This window comes from Arenibacter certesii DSM 19833, from assembly GCF_000429545.1.
In the GTDB taxonomy this organism is placed as follows: domain Bacteria; phylum Bacteroidota; class Bacteroidia; order Flavobacteriales; family Flavobacteriaceae; genus Arenibacter; species Arenibacter certesii.
In genome coordinates, this window is sequence record NZ_AUCB01000003.1 from 1 (window position 1) to 17,486 (window position 17,486).

13 protein-coding genes are annotated in these 17,486 nt (G+C 35.9%); 3 read left to right on the forward strand and 10 right to left on the reverse strand.

Translation table 11 applies throughout. The features are described from left to right. Positions 1-267, forward strand: a 267-nt coding sequence (locus G466_RS0100005; protein ID WP_026811781.1) for an ATP-binding protein, incomplete at its 5' end; no start/stop codon positions are given. 591 nt (positions 268-858) lie between these two features. On the opposite strand, the gene G466_RS0100010 is transcribed toward G466_RS0100005, so the two are convergent. The 9 genes from G466_RS0100010 to G466_RS0100055 all read right to left on the reverse strand — a co-directional run bounded on the left by G466_RS0100010 (position 859) and on the right by G466_RS0100055 (position 15,560). Beyond that, entirely contained in the window at positions 859-1,575 is a 717-nt protein-coding gene (locus tag G466_RS0100010) for a hypothetical protein (protein WP_026811782.1), read from the reverse strand. Positions 1,576-1,647: 72 nt separating this feature from the next. After that, positions 1,648-2,229: a hypothetical protein gene (locus tag G466_RS0100015; protein WP_026811783.1), complete on the reverse strand. Its 582-nt coding sequence runs from the start codon at positions 2,227-2,229 to the stop codon at positions 1,648-1,650. 586 nt (positions 2,230-2,815) lie between these two features. Beyond that, complete coding sequence (locus tag G466_RS0100025) at positions 2,816-6,601, reverse strand: PIN domain-containing protein (RefSeq protein WP_026811785.1); 3,786 nt, start codon at positions 6,599-6,601, stop codon at positions 2,816-2,818. Positions 6,602-7,188: 587 nt separating this feature from the next. Further along, a complete protein-coding gene (locus G466_RS0100030; protein ID WP_026811786.1) occupies positions 7,189-8,526 on the reverse strand; it encodes a TlpA family protein disulfide reductase in 1,338 nt (445 codons plus the stop codon). 406 nt (positions 8,527-8,932) lie between these two features. Continuing rightward, positions 8,933-12,043, reverse strand: a complete 3,111-nt coding sequence (locus G466_RS0100035; RefSeq protein WP_026811787.1) for an efflux RND transporter permease subunit — start codon at positions 12,041-12,043, stop codon at positions 8,933-8,935. 14 nt (positions 12,044-12,057) lie between these two features. Further along, entirely contained in the window at positions 12,058-13,560 is a 1,503-nt protein-coding gene (locus G466_RS0100040) for an efflux RND transporter periplasmic adaptor subunit (RefSeq protein WP_026811788.1), read from the reverse strand. A gap of 20 nt (positions 13,561-13,580) precedes the next feature. Continuing rightward, positions 13,581-13,823, reverse strand: a complete 243-nt coding sequence (locus tag G466_RS0100045) for a hypothetical protein (RefSeq protein ID WP_026811789.1) — start codon at positions 13,821-13,823, stop codon at positions 13,581-13,583. 19 nt (positions 13,824-13,842) lie between these two features. Beyond that, on the reverse strand, positions 13,843-15,027 hold the full coding sequence (locus tag G466_RS0100050) for a TolC family protein (RefSeq protein WP_026811790.1): 1,185 nt from the start codon (positions 15,025-15,027) through the stop codon (positions 13,843-13,845). Positions 15,028-15,122: 95 nt separating this feature from the next. Further along, positions 15,123-15,560 carry a hypothetical protein gene (locus tag G466_RS0100055; protein WP_026811791.1) on the reverse strand — a complete coding sequence of 146 codons (438 nt, stop codon included), beginning with the start codon at positions 15,558-15,560 and terminating at the stop codon, positions 15,123-15,125. 411 nt (positions 15,561-15,971) lie between these two features. On the opposite strand from G466_RS0100055, the gene G466_RS21165 reads away from it, so the two are divergent. Both G466_RS21165 and G466_RS24660 read left to right on the forward strand, forming a co-directional pair. Continuing rightward, the gene (locus G466_RS21165) at positions 15,972-16,247 is read left to right on the forward strand and encodes a type II toxin-antitoxin system ParD family antitoxin (RefSeq protein WP_034234287.1); all 276 of its coding nucleotides are present in this window, start codon (positions 15,972-15,974) and stop codon (positions 16,245-16,247) included. After that, the gene (locus G466_RS24660; protein WP_026811792.1) at positions 16,240-16,530 is read left to right on the forward strand and encodes a type II toxin-antitoxin system RelE/ParE family toxin; all 291 of its coding nucleotides are present in this window, start codon (positions 16,240-16,242) and stop codon (positions 16,528-16,530) included. The genes G466_RS21165 and G466_RS24660 overlap by 8 nt, the downstream gene beginning before the upstream one ends. A gap of 117 nt (positions 16,531-16,647) precedes the next feature. Here the strand turns inward: G466_RS24660 and G466_RS0100070 are convergent, their stop codons facing one another. Continuing rightward, the gene (locus G466_RS0100070) at positions 16,648-17,400 is read right to left on the reverse strand and encodes a DJ-1/PfpI family protein (protein WP_026811793.1); all 753 of its coding nucleotides are present in this window, start codon (positions 17,398-17,400) and stop codon (positions 16,648-16,650) included. Positions 17,401-17,486 lie beyond the last annotated feature (86 nt).

Sequence of the window (17,486 nt, forward strand, 5' to 3'; positions counted from 1 at the left end):
TTCTTTGCTAAGTTGGCGAAGGCGAAACTGTTGATCCTGGATGACTTTGGACTGGCTCACTTGGATAGAAAACAGCAAATGGACCTGATGGAGATCATTGAGGACCGGCATGGAAGATCATCTACCATTATTGCAAGTCAACTTCCTGTGGGAAGCTGGTACGATATTATTGGAGAAGCAAGCATCGCTGACGCGATATTGGACCGACTGGTACACACCTCTCACCGGATAGAATTAAAGGGAGAAAGTCTAAGAAAAAAACTGTAATATTGTCATTAACTTATCTTTTTGACCAAAATCCTTAGGGGGGTCAGTATGGCCAGAATAGGGGGTCAACATCACCAGAATATCCAGTATTAGGTCAAATTCAAATATAACTTAATTATTAGTTAAACCTCTGTCCATCTATAATTCTGCTTCCTTATAATAGCGGTTTTGTAGAACGAATTCAAAAAAAACCTTCTCTATAAATGTTTATAGTTTCATATGTGGTTCTTAAAAACAGTCCAGGTAATTCACCTATTACATAATCAGGAAAGTATATTTAAACGACCCATGAAATAAACGATTTGGAGGTTTTTTTAAAGTTTAATTGAACGTGGGGTTTAATAAACTTTTTAGGATTGGTAGCTTGTTGCAAATAAAGTTCGTTTGATTGATCTATTCAAAATTGACATTTTAAGGATTTTGATTAGAAAACCAGAAATTAGGATAGAGATCTTTATTCTAATAAACCAATCAAGATTTTAGAGGAAAATGGATTAGTGTCAATTAGTAATAGCTGGATAAAAAGAAAAGCTTTTCGCCCTCAAAAAGCTGGTGGATGCCGAATTCTTCTGAGTTATTAGCTGTAGTTTTTTATCTCATTACAAATTTTCGTCCGATTGTGTTTTCCTCTTGTGAATCAAGCATGATATTTAACATTTCCTCTAGCTCAATTAATTTAAACTCTACCATTTTAAATGCAATTTTCTGAAAATAAAATCCTGATATAGCATGATACATTGCTATAGTTTGAACTGGTATTAGAATCCCACTTTCGTACAGGCTTCCGTGAACAATTGCTTCATCACTTCTCTTAATGTAACTGTAAAGAAGTGTTTTGTATGAATTATGAGAGAATTTCGAAATTTTTCGGTAATTGTTTCTCTCTAGTTCAAATTTTTCTTCTCCTTCTTTCTGTTTAATATAATCTCTATAATCAGAATGGGAAATGATTTCGTCATTAAACCATTTTTCAACTTTTCTTTCAGATTTTTCAGATTTGCTATTAAAAAAAACTCCTAAATCAATAGACTCATCAATTGTTCTAAGTAAATGAGCTGTTACTCTATGTGATTGATTATTCAGTGATTGAACAATTTCAAAAGCAGAGTCTAACGCATTTATTGTTAGCATAAAAATTGCTTTTTCAGTTGACTTCTCGTTAAGTTTAAATGAAAATTTAGATATTATCAGTTTTCTTAATGCTTTAACTAGTTTTTCAGATTCATTACGAAATTGTTCTTGTGCTTCATATTCATATGGATTATCCATCGCTTCTTGAGGGTCTCTATTCCATATAAAATTTTTCATACAAGTTTAATTTTGCGTAAAATGGAAATTACAGCCATTGCTTATATACTGTATTGTTCGCAGGCTTTTCGCTCACTTTTTATAATAATCTATTTCATTTCGCATTAAATGTTCAATTTCTTGCCATAATTCGGTCATTCGTTTTCCTCTTTTTTCGTGTCCGACACTTTGTAACTGCTTTGCAATATACTCCAAGTCATTTGATAAAGACAAACCATTCAAAACTGTTTGGAATTCGTCTGTATAATCGTTTACTATAGTTTTATATTCGACAATTTTCGGTAATAATTTTTCACTCGCAACTAATTTTAGTTTATTCAACTCCGAGTTTACAATCATCATTGGTTGTAAGGAATTTCTTGTGGTTTCTAAAAGATTTTCATTGAATTTTAATAGTGCGCCATTAATACGCTCTTCGTCGCCCGTAAGCATTTCAGCCATTAATTCAGTTGAAATTCCGTAAGTCACATTTGGGTCTTTTCGCATATTCAAACTCATTTCATCCATTTGGTTCATAAAGTTAGAATACACCTCAAAACGTTTTTCAACTGCTTTATCTTCTTTTTGATATTTTCTGTTAAGTCTAAATTGGATTATTGCCCATATCCAGCCTAAAATTCCTAATCCGATTATAAAGTAGTCTTTGGTTTCCATTTTTATTGATTCACGGATTTTTTTTTCAGCTTACGCACAACTAGTTGGTATGAGCAATTTAACAAAAAACTACACATAAACATTAAATAAGGGTTGTATAGAACAACAGGACCGTGATTAAAATTCTTGCAATTACAATCATATACAGTCTATATTATATTGCCTTCCCAATACCTAGATGACAATTTTATCAAATAAGCCTGCTCAAATGGGCGCTATGCAAAACGTCGGTATATGCATTGCATCCTTTAAAAATATTCTTTATTGGCTCATCTTTGTAGCATCCAGCATATCCAACTATAAAATTTCGAAAAAGAGTCTTTGCTCTTCTGGATTATTAGATAAGCTGACAAATTCCGGACTGGAATCAAGTTCGTCATTCAGGGAGTTCCTATCCGAGAACCATATATAACTGTCCTCGAGTTCACTCAACGTAAAAGCGGTTGGTGGTCGAAACCGAAACACAAATGAAGGCCCCATCTCAATTTTATAACCTTCCTTTTGATTGAAAAGATCAAACATAAATTCCATTATCGTTGTTTCCACTATTCACGTGACTCAATCAATGCTTAAATTGGAACGTAGTTCATCTAAATAGTATTTGACCAACGCTATTTATTGTTTTTATTATTTCGTCTTTCAAATTTCCAAGAAGTGCAAATTTAATGGCCAATATATCTCCAAAACTATTAAAAATTGTATGATTAGTCCCTTGAAGTAAATTCAATAAAATTTGGTGTGCATAAATATTTTTAGTTTCAATGGTCATTGTTGGGAGTAAATAAATCTTCTTTAAAAAATCTGATACAATCTCGAATTTTTCAGGCTCTGGATTTAGATTATGTCTAAGACTAGGGAAACAGCTTTTATAGACGTTGTCTTTGTTTTTTATATAGCTTAAAAACTGTTCATAAAGAAAATCCATGCTAATGTTTAATCCTATAAATCTTTTCTTCAACATGAACTTATAAAGTTTATGCAAGTCCTTTTGAGCAAATTGGTTAATCAAAAAAGACTCCGAATTAATAACATAATTCCTATTACCATTTGATGTTTGATAATAAAAAACGTCGTTAGAAATCAAAACGTAACCATCACGTAGAAGAAATATAAGATTGTCTACAAACAAATTAAAAGACAGGCTATCTCCAGATTGTTCGAGCTTCAAAATTAAGTCCAGCTTTTCCTCAGGATATTCGACGACACAATTTGTATTTATCCACTCTTCTATCTTTTTCAAATTAGTAATTCTGCTTTTTACCTGTTCTTCAGAATAAAAATATCTTTTTACAGAATCGCCAACTACGTCTACACTTAAACGCTCTCCTTTTTCCATTTCTGCCTCAATAATTCTTCTCCTTATTTCGGTCTTTATTAAAGGACTAATAACAAATTCAATATCAAAACTATGCGCTAAATCTTCAGACAATTCGTAGAAAAAAATTATTGTGGCAAAATCAAGCACATATTTATTCACTGCCCCCAAGGCCTTAGACTCAATAATGTATGTTGGAATGCACATAAAATTATTGGGGTGGTATATTAAATAATAATAAGCATCTATAGGATTATCGTTAAATATACTCGAACAAAGTTCTGTGAAACTCTTTTGATACAAATAGTACTGTTTCAATGCATCTTCCCGTAGGCTCTTATTAATTAATCCTTTGTGGCCAGAAATGCTGATTAGCTGCTTTTCAAAATTTTCAATATTGGCGGTATCAAATTCAAACATTTCAAGCCCAAGACCAGAGGTTGGATCTTTAGCTTCCTCTAAAATTTCTTGCGTCAACTTCACATTGAAGTTGAATATATCAATAATTTCGATTTCGCTTAATACGTTAGTTATTCCTTTGTGATAGGGAATTTTATCTCCTTTTTTTTTATCTAATAAAATCCTTTCAATACTTCCATTTGCATCTTTTATTTCCTTGATAATATATTTAGACCCTACCTTATATTTAACCCAAGAGCCTAATTGAACTTTCTGAAAATAGACAAACTTTTCTGGATACAATCTTCCTGCACCAATGAAAGTAGTTCGCGATATTTTATTCTCAGAATTCGTTGTTAAATTTTTAAGGATTTCAAATGAAACATCGTTTTCAATTTGACCTTCCCTTAATATCGCACTAATTTTTAAGCCAAATTCTTCATTAATATATGTTCTAGGTATTTTATTGCTAAATTCCTCAAGCAGTTCCTTTTCATTGTTTTGCAAAAGACTTAACCCATGAATCATTATTATGTTCTCATCTTCAGGGTTCTCTTCATAGAATGTTGTAGAAATTTCTACTAAACGCTTATAATTGTTTATTCTAGATACTAGATTAAACTCCATGGACAAAAATCTTTTATTAGAGTCTTTAGAGTTTTTTCTCCAAAATTCTAGTAATTCTAAGATTTGAGAAGATGAAGATACTTGGTGGTTATTGGACAATAACCTATCATGTAGGCAACTTATATAAAAACTTAATTCACTGGATATCAAAGCCTTACTTATAAAGGTATCCATGTAATCAATAGCCTCGTCATACAAACCTATAGAGTGATAGTTTACAGCTAACTGCATTTTAGTATGCACATCCTTAAATATATCAGAGTCACGAAGCTCTGCCCATGTGTCCTTCAATTTAGCAGAATCCGGTCTCGACAAGAATCTTGCCTCAATTGATGTTTCAACCATTGTCTTTACATTAGAGTTGGCAAAATTACATACTTTAAAAACTGAGTTCAGCTCGTTTTCAATTTCGGTTTCATCAATATATTTGTTGTGCTCTTTTAGTGAGCTAACTCCGAAAAGATTTATTACGTTGACTAAGTTTAATTCGTCAATTAGTTTTAGAGTATCTAAATATTTTCTGAACGCAATTCTAGAACTGGGAAAGTCTTTATTAAAAGAGGAAATAAGTGTTTGGTATAAATAGATTTCACTTGTTTTTGAACTTTCTGGGCTATTCTCATAAACTTCAAGAAATTCAATTGCTTCGAAATATTTGGCTCCCCTAATTAATGCTTGTGTTAATAGTATTATAAATACTGGTTGCTCTTTTAAATTTCTATAGGAGTTCTTAATATCACCTAAAACTGATTCATCAGTTGCAGTCATAAACTGTACGAAATAGTAATAGAATACTTGAATATTATTATGTTGGAAAGTTTCTGTCCCGAATATGCCCTCGTAAATCATTGTAAAACAAAAAATCAAATCTGATTTTCTACCAGTCCTTTCATAAATTGATTTCGCATTTAAGAAATTAAGTGTGGGAAATTCCTCAACGATCGATTGAAGCAATAAGGCTGATTTCAGAAACCAATATTCTTTATTCTTGTAATTGAAAATTTCTGTCCCCTTGAAGTCTAACATTAATTCAATCCCAAGTGTTTTTAACTCCCCTATACTTCTAACTTTGCCTGAAGTGATTAGGTTATGCCCTAAACTTATCTTGAAACCATCTGCGGAAAGGACACTCTTTGGGATTAGCTCTATTTCCTTTAAAAAATCTTGCGAACCCAAAGTTTTAACTATCCACGCTGTATGATTAAACTCTTCTGTTTCTAAAATGTTATTTGCAAGATTTATGGCTTTCTCTTCTTCCTGAATATTCAAGTACTCTATACAAGCCCTATCGCGGATTATCCCTTTGTCATTATGTAAATTATATGCCTTTATAAAGGTTTGTGCCACATTATTTCTCTCTTTCCCCAAATCAAGTTTACATAGAGCCTTTAGATAAACTAACTTTGACATAGTAGGGTTATCAAAAGAATTCGAGTTTTGAATTCTACTTTCCAAATCAAATATACGCTTTAGCGCCGTTTCTGGCATAAAGGCTAATATTTGTTTCTCAATTTCATCGATTTGAGCTTTATATTCTTCATTAAGTTTGGCTAAACCGTCGCCCAAGCCATTCAAAAGGTTTTGAAACAAGTCTAATGCCGAATCGAGCTTTTTTGATATTTGGTTAATCTCTTCAAACTGCACCCTTTTTAACATAATTTCATTGAGTGAATCTTTACTCGAGAGATTGGATTCGAATATGTTAAAGAAAAGAGATAATTCTGCTGTTGTTGGCGAAATAATATTCTGCTGATTTGTCAATTTTTCCCCTATCATACTTTGATCAAAATCTTCAAATAGTCTGTATCTCAGCAATTCATCAATTAAAGTTGCAGACTTGTAAAATGGTATCTTATCATAAGTTTCTATAATCGGATTTTCCTTTTCGAATGATTTGATAGCGTTTTGAATAACATCATCTAAATCCTTTTCAATAATTGTTCGATTATCTCCAGTGAATTTTAAAATATTTGCTTTGCCTAGGTCTATACCTAATCCCAAAGCTATTGACCCAATCGTTTCAATTATCATGCCTACAGTTTAAATTCAGTAAAGTTAGAACTGAAGTTTAATACTTGAAAATGAAATTATTAAGAGTTATCAACCAGCACCGAAAACTCAAATTGCGCCTAACAGGGTCATCAGCAAATTGCCGCTCCATTGCATTCCTAGCAATATGCTTCATACCAAGCTAGCCTGAACTGAAATGCATATTTTGTGACGTGTTCTTTTTCAAGAGAATTTTGAAAATTTACGAGTGAAGGTTTATCATATTGCTTTAAAAGGATGCTTCCCAAACCCTCTCATATGCACTCTCTTTTGAGAACTCTTTACATAACGCCCATCGGCCAGGGTATTAGAATTATGAAAAATCTAAAATAAACATTGTCATTTTACCTGATAAATGACCCATGAAATAAACGCCATGGAGGTTTTTCGAAAGTCTAATTGAACGTGGGGTTTAGTAAACTTTAGAGGATTGGAATTTTGTTCCATTAAAAGTTGATGTTATGGCATTTTCATTTATTTGTTCGCCGGAATCCAGCACTTGCCACCACAGTTCCTTAGCATTTGGCTGTTATTAAAAAAGAAAAATATTTTAATGGTTTAGGGCTATGTTATTCCGTTAAGAATTCTTTAATAAAATCGGTCATCTCATTAAAATTGTTGCCATTCCCTCTGAAGACAATTTTCAAATCGGAATCCAATATGATGAAAGTTGGATAGGCCTCAATCCTTAAATCTGAAATTATTTTTGGTTTTTTTGCAGATTTTGGAACACCTCTTATAATACCATGATACCAGTTCATTTTGTTTACTGAAACATATTCCCGAACCGGTTCAACATCTTGCTCGAAGGCTAAGCTAACAAGGCCCAAATCTCTTCCATATTCTTTATTTAAAGCAACAAGCTCAGGCGTCAATTTTCTACATGGGATACACCACGTCCCCCAGAAATCGATTAGCAAAAGTTTTTTTCTGTAAAGCAAATTCCTAAAAGTTGAATTGTTGTCATAAATCCCTTCCAAATTGTAATTCTTGGAAATATCACCCTTTCTGAACCCTGTACTCAATTTTTCTATATTTAAATGCTTCAATTTTAAGCTTGGAGGGCTATATTGAATTGAATCTATTTTAAAATAGTCGTTTTCTAGTTGGATTGTATCAAATACTATGTATTCCTCACGTTCGAGACTGTTGAACTCAGGAAAATCATCCTTTTTTTTCTTGAATATGAAATAGGGCTCTTTAAATCCGTATTTATTAATAGCCACTTCATATTCCTTGTTAGAGGTAACGAAAGTTCCATGGTGATAATCTTTAAAGGCCGCAGCTAGAAGCAAGTCCCTTTTTAACCTTTCTTTATTATCTGGAGTAAACTTATCGGGATAAGTAAAATAGTTAGCATCTGGATACAAGGAAATTATTATTGTATCCCTATATATCTTGTTTTCAGCGAGTTTATCTACTATTATTCGCACATCTGGAAATCTATCCAAGAATTGTGGCATTGATTTCTTATCATGGGCCAATTTTTTATCAAATTCAATGAATTTATCATCACTAAAGTCCTTATTATGGTTCGCATCGACAACATAAAATTGTTTTCCATTCTTATAACCACTAAGACAATAAATGGTAGATTTAAAATCACCATAATTCCTATTAAAAAAACCACTATTGCCGCCAACTTTTTTAAGAAGCTTCTCATTTACAAGTTCTATATATCCTATAAATACACTGTCAGGAGTGACCCCTTTAAAGTCCAAAGGAATAGAATCCATAAAGCTGAAAGGCTTGACGGTAATTTTAATAGGACTTTCTTTGGCTTTAGTTGAAAGTGCTATGACAATGTCCCTTTTTTCTTTTTTACAGGAACTGTTTATAATCAATAACAAAAATAGTGACAGGGTAATTAATAAAATTTTTACAACAAGAAGTTTTATGTGTTTCATAATTTTAGAAAATTAAGAACAAAATTTTTGATAATTATCAGTAATGATAATTATATCGTTTATAGTATCAAAGGAATACAAAGATTATCATCAGACGTTTTAACCATTGATGGCCATGCTATTGACAACTTTAATAGATAATGTCACTCTCACAACTAACATTGTCATATGCATTAAACCTGGGGTTAAGTAAACCGTAAAGGTGCGGTGTTTTATTCCACCATTAAACCTTCGTTTTGATCTTAGAAAGGTTATAAGTCCAAAAATTTTATTTGGATCAATTCAATGTCTACAGTGAATCTTAAATTAGGCCAAAACTCCGAGCCAAATAGACCTTGGCAAACAATTTGTTGCGCAAGGTCTGATATGGTTCAGGTATTTGATCCAAGAAAATTTTTAATTTCATTTATATTACTTCCGGGGTATCGGGAACCGTTGTCGGTCTTTTCAATACCAACTGATACACACAAGGGATTACGACCAAATTTAAAATGGTCGCAGATAACAATCCTCCCAAAATAACCACTGCCATGGGGCTTTGTATTTCACTCCCTGGTTCGCCTCCTTTAAGGGCCAATGGTATTAATGCCAAGCCTGTTGTAAAAGCCGTCATCAAGATAGGGTTCAACCTATCCAATGCTCCTGTTTTGATGAGCTCAAAACCTTGGATACCTTCCTTTCGCAAATCCTCATATCTGGATACCAATAGGATTCCATTTCGGGTTGCGATACCGAAAAGGCTAATAAAACCTATGGTCACTGCGATACTGATAATTCCGGAAGTGAAGTAAACGATCAATATACCACCTATTAAGGCCAAAGGCAGATTGATCAAGACTACAAATGCCAGTTTTACCTCTTTAAATTCATAATACAATAACAGGAAAATGATAGCTATTGCAATGATTGCAGTGAAAATAAGTAATTGTGATGCTTTGGACTCGCTTTCAAACTGTCCGCCATATTCCACCCGGTAGCCTTCCGGCATTATTACATTATTGGCGACAACTTCCTTTATTTCATTTACGGCACTTCGCAAATCCCTGCCTTGTACATTGGCAGCGACTACAATTTTACGTTGCACATCTTCACGATTAATGGTGTTCGGACTGCTCACGGATTGAACGGTTGCCAATTCTCCCAATATTGTGTGTCCGCCATTTGGAAGGCTGACTAATGTATTGTTGATGTTCTCAATGTCATTCCTAAATGGTTTTTCGTAGCGAACAACCAGATCGAAATATTGTTGTCCTTCATAAATTTCACCCGCTTCTTCACCGGCAAAAGCAATATCTACCTGCTCCATTAAATATCCGACCGTCATTCCATACGCTGCCAAAATTTGGCGCTTAGGTTTGATGCGTATCTGCGGAACTTCGACTTGCTGGTCTACCGCTACATCTGCCAAGCCTTCAATATCTTTGATGTTCTGCTCTACGCTCTTGCCTACTTCAAATAAGCGTTGCAAATCCGGACCAAAAATCTTGATGGCGATATTGGCACGTGTACCTGATAGCATATGGTCTATACGGTGCGCGATGGGTTGCCCTAAGGTAATATTTACCCCCGGGGCAATGCTTAATTTGGTACGGACTTCTTCAAAAAATTCTTCCTTGGTTTTTCCGTCGAGAACAAAAGGCACATCAATTTCTGAAGCATTTACCCCTTGTGCATGTTCATCCAGTTCTGCTCTCCCTTGTCTTCGGGTAACGACTTCAACTTCGGGCAACTCCAATAATATCGTCTCTATCAGTTTTCCTGTTTTGTTGCTCTCTTCCAACGACATTCCCGGTGGTCCTACCACACTAATCACTAAGGAACCTTCATTGAATTCTGGAAGAAAACTTCTTCCCAATTGCGTTAAAACTAAAAGACTAACCATAAAGGCAATGACCGTTATGCCAATAACAGTTTTTGGAACTTTTGTGGCACGTTCCAATATATTTCCATAATGTTTCTGTAACCAGCGTTCCACCCGTGTGCCCTCTGCTTGTTTGGTTAAAAGCTTTTCGTTATCCAACAAATAGGAACATAATATTGGGGTTACCGTTACAGCAACGATCAATGATGTTAGAACAGATGTTACAAAAGCTATTCCCAGGGGTTGCAATAAACGACCTTCCATCCCGCTCAAAAAGAACAGCGGTATAAATGATACGATGATAATCAAGGTTGCAATAACGATAGAACTCCTAATTTCTACCGATGCCACACGCACTACGGTCAAGGTAGACTCGCGTTCGGCCTTTGGTTTTCTGATATTTTCACGCAAGCGTTTATAGACATTCTCTACATCAATAATGGCATCATCCACCAAGGCGCCAATAGCGATTGCCATCCCGCCCAAGCTCATTGTATTAATGGTATACCCCAGCCATTTTAGGATGATTATGGACACCAATAAGGAAATAGGAATGGCCAACAAGGAAATTAAGGTGGTTCTCCAATTCATTAAAAATATGAAGAGGATAATCATTACAAAAAACGCCCCTTCCAACAAGGTCTGATTCAAATTGCTGATGGAAGCATCGATAAAATTGGACTGTCTAAAGATTTGACTTTTGATGTTCACCCCTTTTGGCAAGGTTTTTTCCAGATCAGCGATTGCTTCATCCAATCTTTCTGTCAATTCCAATGTGTTGACATCAGGTTGTTTTGCAATGGTTAAAATAACGGCTGGCTTAGCATTTAATGATCCATCGCCAATCTTATCTGCAGCTCCAATCTGTACCGTGGCCACATCCTTAATTTTTAAAGTTTGACCATTGACCTGTTTTAATACCGCTTCTTTTAAATCCTCCAGAGCATACGCTCTACCACTTCCCTTTATGATATACTGGTTTCCATACTGATTGATGATTCCACCCGGTGCATTTATGTTCGCTTCCTTCACCTTCTCCACCAGTTCAGAAAGGCTCACATCATAATGCTTCAACTTTTCAGGGTTCGCAAATATTTGGTATTGCTTAAAATCGCCACCAATAACCACCACATTGGCAATGCCGCCAATAGCTTTAATCCGTGGTCGTATCGTCCAATCGGAAAGGGTCCGCAATTCCATCGGGGACAAAGCATCCGAGGTGACGCCCAAAAGCATTATTTCGCCCATAATGGATGAAATAGGAGCCATAGTCGGCGCACCGATTCCTTCAGGTAAATTCTCCCTTACCATTGGGATCCGTTCGCTCACAATTTGGCGTGCGCGATAAATATCGGTTCCCCAATCAAATTCTACCCAAACAATGGATATACCTGCTGCCGATGAAGAACGGATTCTTCGAACATTTGGCGAGCCGTTCAAGGCTGTTTCCAGCTGATAGCTTACTAATTTTTCGACTTCTTCAGACTCCATTCCATGCGCCTCGGTAAGTATCGTTACCGTAGGTGCCGTAAGATCTGGGAATACATCGACGTTCATTGTCCGGGCGTAATAAATACCCAACACGCTCAATGCAACCGCTCCCAACAGAATGAGCAATCTATTTTGAAGTGAAATTGATAATATTTTGTTTAACATTTCTCTTCTATTTTTTAATGTTCGTGACCGTGTGCAGGTGTTGAACCGGACATTGAAGCCATTTTAACCTGATATGCTCCTGTGGTAACTACCACTTCGCCAATTTCCAGACCTTGGAGTATTTCTACATTTTCCCCGTTGCGCTTACCAATTTTTACAGGTCGTCTTTCAAAACTTTCTCCCGAAAGTTGTACCATAACGGAATAACTACCATAATCTTCCAACAAAGCACTTATAGGGATCGTGGTGTTTTGGATTGCGTTGCCCATTGCAATTTGAACCTGGGTCAAGCTCCCTTCCGGCATTTCAATATCGTCATTGACCTGGGCAAATACTGAAATTAGCGGTCTGTTGTTATCTACATCTTTAGAAATGGAGAGGATCGAACCTGCAGACGATGCCACATTACGCCATAGCCCTTCCTTGGTTTGATACCAAATGCTTTGTGCGTTCTCCATGGTAAGACCATAAGAAGGCGCAATTTGTGCTTTTAATATTCTGGATCGATGCGTTCCTACCGTTACCATAGCAGCGCCTTGGTCCACATAATCCCCATTGGCAACATTTATTGCCGTGATGTAACCATCAAAAGGTGCCCGAATTTGCTTCCCTCCACCTGAGACTCCAGCCGTAAGGCCTTGATAATTGGATTGGGCGATATTGAAATTGCTTTCTACTTTTTCAAACTCTGCTTTAGGAACAATTTTCGATTCGAACAATTGCTTTTTCCGTTCATATTCTGCTTTTGCCTGTTCAAAATTGGAGCGTGCCTTGGCAATTTCTGTACTCAAATTATTGGACGCCAAACCTTGACTGCTTACATCGATTAATAACTGCCCCCGTTTCACAGGCATACCTTCCGTGAGATTGCCAACTGCAAAATTCACGACACCGTTAGATTTGGCTACCAGCGTTTTTACCGAGCTTGGAGAAGGCATCCAGACACCTGATGAATTGATGACATCATAGACTTCACCCTTGACCGCAGAAGCAGTCTGAAAGTCAATTTTCCAAGCCTGTTCTTTTAAAAACGATATGCTGCCGTCATCTTGGGCCGTACCTAAAGCTTTTATGGCTTCATCTACATTGGCATATACAGTAACATCATCAATTGTGATCTTATCTGAATATCCGGGCGTAGTTAAATCAAAAACCAACTGATAGTTCCCTGCTTCTTTGGGTTGAATGGCAGGTGAAAATATCCCAGGTGATGAAGGTGCATCCGCCGTATTCCTGATGCCCTTCCCATCTTTTATTAAGCTTACGGTTACCGCACCTTCCCTAACGGGCCGGTGTTTGTCCATTTCAGTAAAATGAGCGGCGAATCTACTTCCTTGGCCCACTATTAGTACCGGAAACTCAACAAATAGTTCTGTTTTGTCCGTCCAAATTGTATGGTCCAAGCGGGGAATTTCTTCCCCAACGTGACTTCCATCGGCATTATGTGCATGTGCATTTTCTGCCTTGTTATTACAAGACATAGCCAAAAAGGCAAGCACTATAATTATATATTTCATTTGTTATAACTATTTATAGTTTAATGATTGTGGTGTTCGGCACCATCATCATGTTTATGGGTTTCAGGTTTAATTTCCATAGAGTCCTTATCGACATGGAACTCTTCCTGCTCTATAGTTTCCTCGTGCATATGACCGCCGTCTGCATCGTGTTCATGACCGTGCTCTTCTGTACTTTCTGTCTTTGATTTTGTGTCTCTACAAGAAGTCAGGGCAACTGTTGAAACTAAAGCTACTGCGAATACTATTTTAGAAATTTTCATAATGTTTTTGTCTTAAAATTTATAATTGATGACTTAATAATTGTGCCTGGAGCAAATGCAACTCTTTTTCCATTTGCAGCATTTTATCGGATGCATTTCGGTAAAACTGGAGCTCTACGTAATAATCCATAAATGAATATTCGCCCAACATATATGCTTTAAAAAGTAATTTCTCACTTTCCAAATTGCCCATCGTAATTTGATACTCACTGTACTTGGAACGCATTAATTGGTAGCGTGTAAATAATTCTTCAAATTGCGCATTAATGGCAGTGGTAATTACTTGGGTATTGGTTTGCTGATACTCATGGTTTACCTGTGCGGCTTTTACCTTGTTCTTACTGCTCCACAATGGGATAGTAAGTCCACCAAAAAATCCTGAATTAAAATTCCCTTTAACACCCTGATGGTTGTAGCCCAGTGAAACGTTTGGAAGGACCTTGTTTTGCTCCAATTTCATTTTTTGCAAGGAAGCAGCCTCATTGGTCTTTAATTCCTGTAGGGAAGGGTCTTCGGCCAGTTTTTCCAGCCAGAGGTCGTCCTTGCTTCCAATTTCTACGGGCAAATCGATTTGCGTTGATAGTCCATCCAAAGGTTTGTCGCCATTTAAGGTTTTAAGTTTGGATACGAGAATTTGGATATCATTTTCAATCTGTTCCACCACAAATTGTTCCTGAATCCAGGCAATCTTGGCTTTATTCAGATCTAAAATACCTACCTGCTCTTTATTATAGAGCTCTTGGATCTGATCATATACCTGTTTACCTTGGGATCTTCTTTCGGATTCAATGGCTTTTTGCCTATGGAAGTAAGCCAGTTCTATTAGGAACTCCTTTGCATTCAAAAGTATTGCCTGTCTCCTCTTGGCATATGCAGTTTGGAGCTGCACCGATTTTATATCGTTCCATTTACTACGTGCAGCATATACTGTTGGGAATTCAAAGGATTGTGCTATTTGGTATTCCGAATAGGTGTCTGTTATATTATCCCCAAATGGTAAATAATATCCAGTGAGCTGGGGATCCGGCAAATTGTTAGCGCTCTTGTTTTCGAGCTGCTGACTTTCAATATAGGATTGATAGCCTATTAACTCGGTATTGTTCTGTTCTATTTCATTGAGCAATCTCTCCAAATTTTTAGTTTGAGAAAAACCACCAACAAAAAACAGGCATCCGCAAATTGCGAATACGATTTGTTTATTCATTTTCGTGAATTTTAGGTTTAATCATGCCTGTCTGTAGACAGGTCTGAAGTTTTAAAAAGGACTATTGCGCCATTCTGGCAAATATTCCTAAACGATTAACCTAAAGATGGGGGACCCCGTGTATCGAGGGATGAGAGATAATAATTAAAATAAGTGTTGGGTGGACGATAAATTGGCGGTATTGTATAACGCCCATAATCAATTAAAAACCTTTGATCGTCAGAAGCAGCATTGGCAATCTCTTTGCCAATATTGGTCTGTTCCTCAACGATGTCCCTTTTAAATATTTCAATATCAATTGACACCGTGGAGTGTACGTGCATATCCATAAAGGATCCAAATAAACCAAAAGGTGAATTTGTGTTTTCTTGGGAATGATCATCGTTATGGTCGTGCCCGCCCGTATGTGATATATCTGAATGTGAATGAGAATCCTCGTGCTGATGATGCAGATGAGGAAAGGCTTGATGCAGCATCATAAAGCTGAACAGGCCTAAAAAGAAAAATGCTTTAATGTGATTGTACTTCTGCATCTGGTGTAAATATATTAATAATTAACTATCTATGCTATAGATCTTCCAAAAGTTAGCCAATCACCAATGGTTAAAGAAAGGATTTTCACCTTTTGAAAATTAAAACTGCAGTAGTCCCCAAAAACGTTATTTTATGGGACTAGTTAAATGTCTTAGTAGAATATTGGCTTCAAGTTCCATTTGCTTTTCTCTTTAGTAGTTCCGGCAATTCACCTTTTACGGAACTCACAAAGTGTATTTAAACGACCCTTGAAATACATGACATGGAGGTTTATTGAAAGTCTAATTGAACGTGGGGTTAATTGCTACCACTTACAACCCCTTCAAACCTATTTTTAACAATTATTTATTAAATCGCAAGTCAATAATATGTTATTTTACGTATATTGTATGTAAATAAAGCTTAAAATTATGGCAACAATTAGAAAATCATTGACTATTACCACTTCTCAAGAGAAATGGATAAAGCTGCAAATTGAAAATGGTGGTTTCGCTAATGACAGCGAATATATGCGACATCTAATACGTTTAGATGAGGAACGCAATAAGGAGTTTTTAATGACCAAAGCAGCAATACAAGAAGGCTATGATAGCGGTGTGAGCTCTAAGAAGAGGTCTGTTGATGAAATTGTTGAGGCGGCCAAAAATCGCAAAAACAACAGAATTCAAAGCACGAAGAATGTCTAGTTATAATTTATCGTCGAAGGCTGATAGCGATATCGACGATATAGTAGATTATACTTTAGAGACTTGGGGCGAATCACAGACACATGATTATGTTACTGAATTATTACAGTTTTTACAGACTCTTGCCGACAGTTCCGAAATAGGGCGTAGTGCTTCTGAATATGTACCATCACTAAAAAAATATAATTTCAAAGCGCATACAATATTTTATGAACCGTCCAAAAACGGCATATTCGTCGTTCGCATTTTAGGACAGCGGCAGGACTTTAAGAAACATCTTTAAACGCTAATTTTTCATTTAGAAAAGTCTAAATAGAAGTGGGATTTAGTAAACCTTATAAAGTTGGTTTTAGAGAACTGAGCTAGGGTATTTCATAGGAACCATTATTGGCCACGGTACCTATCCTTTCCAATTTTGAAGTCGGTCGAGATATAAATAACTTTCCACAAATTTTCTATGTTTAGGACTGGTCATTTTTTCCAATAAATTTAATGCAGAAATATAACTCGTCAAATTTCCATTTGAGGAACTGAATTTTCCGTCATCAACAAAAGTCACTGAACTATCGTCTTGGACCTTTAAATTCGGATAATCTTTTTGTAATTGTTCGCCACCACCAATCCAAGTAACAATTTTATGTCCGTCCGCAATACCCGATTTCCCGATAAGTTGCGCTCCTGCACAGTTGCTCACAGTATATTTTGTTTCTTTGTTTTTTTCTCGTATAAAATTCACGAGTTTGTTATTATGGACTTGAGCGTACATATCATAAGCACTTGGGACAAATAAAGCTGTTAATTTCGGGCAGTTCTCAAAAGTATAATCGGCAACGAAATGCATTCCTTCTTCTGTCGTTATTGGGTTTTCGGTTTCTGCAATTGAAATAACATTAAAAAGTTGTTTCCCATCTTCGGTCGGTTTGGCGAACACATCAGAAGTTGCGATTACTTCGCTTTGTAAAACTCCATTATACATCAAAAGTCCCATTGTCGGCAATTCTGGGTTAAACGGTTTTAGGTGTTTTGTTAGCGTGTCGGTTTTTTGTTCAGTTTTCGTGAACTCCGGATTTTCGATTTTGGTTTTTGATTTGTCCGTGTTACAACTCATCAAAATGGTCGAAAAAATCAATGTTATAATTCCGAAATTTCTCATCTTTCTAGGTTTTTTCTATATCGTGGCAATTTGTTGTATAAGTACAAATTTAGCAGTTTAACCTTTTCTCCTTCCGAACGAAGAGA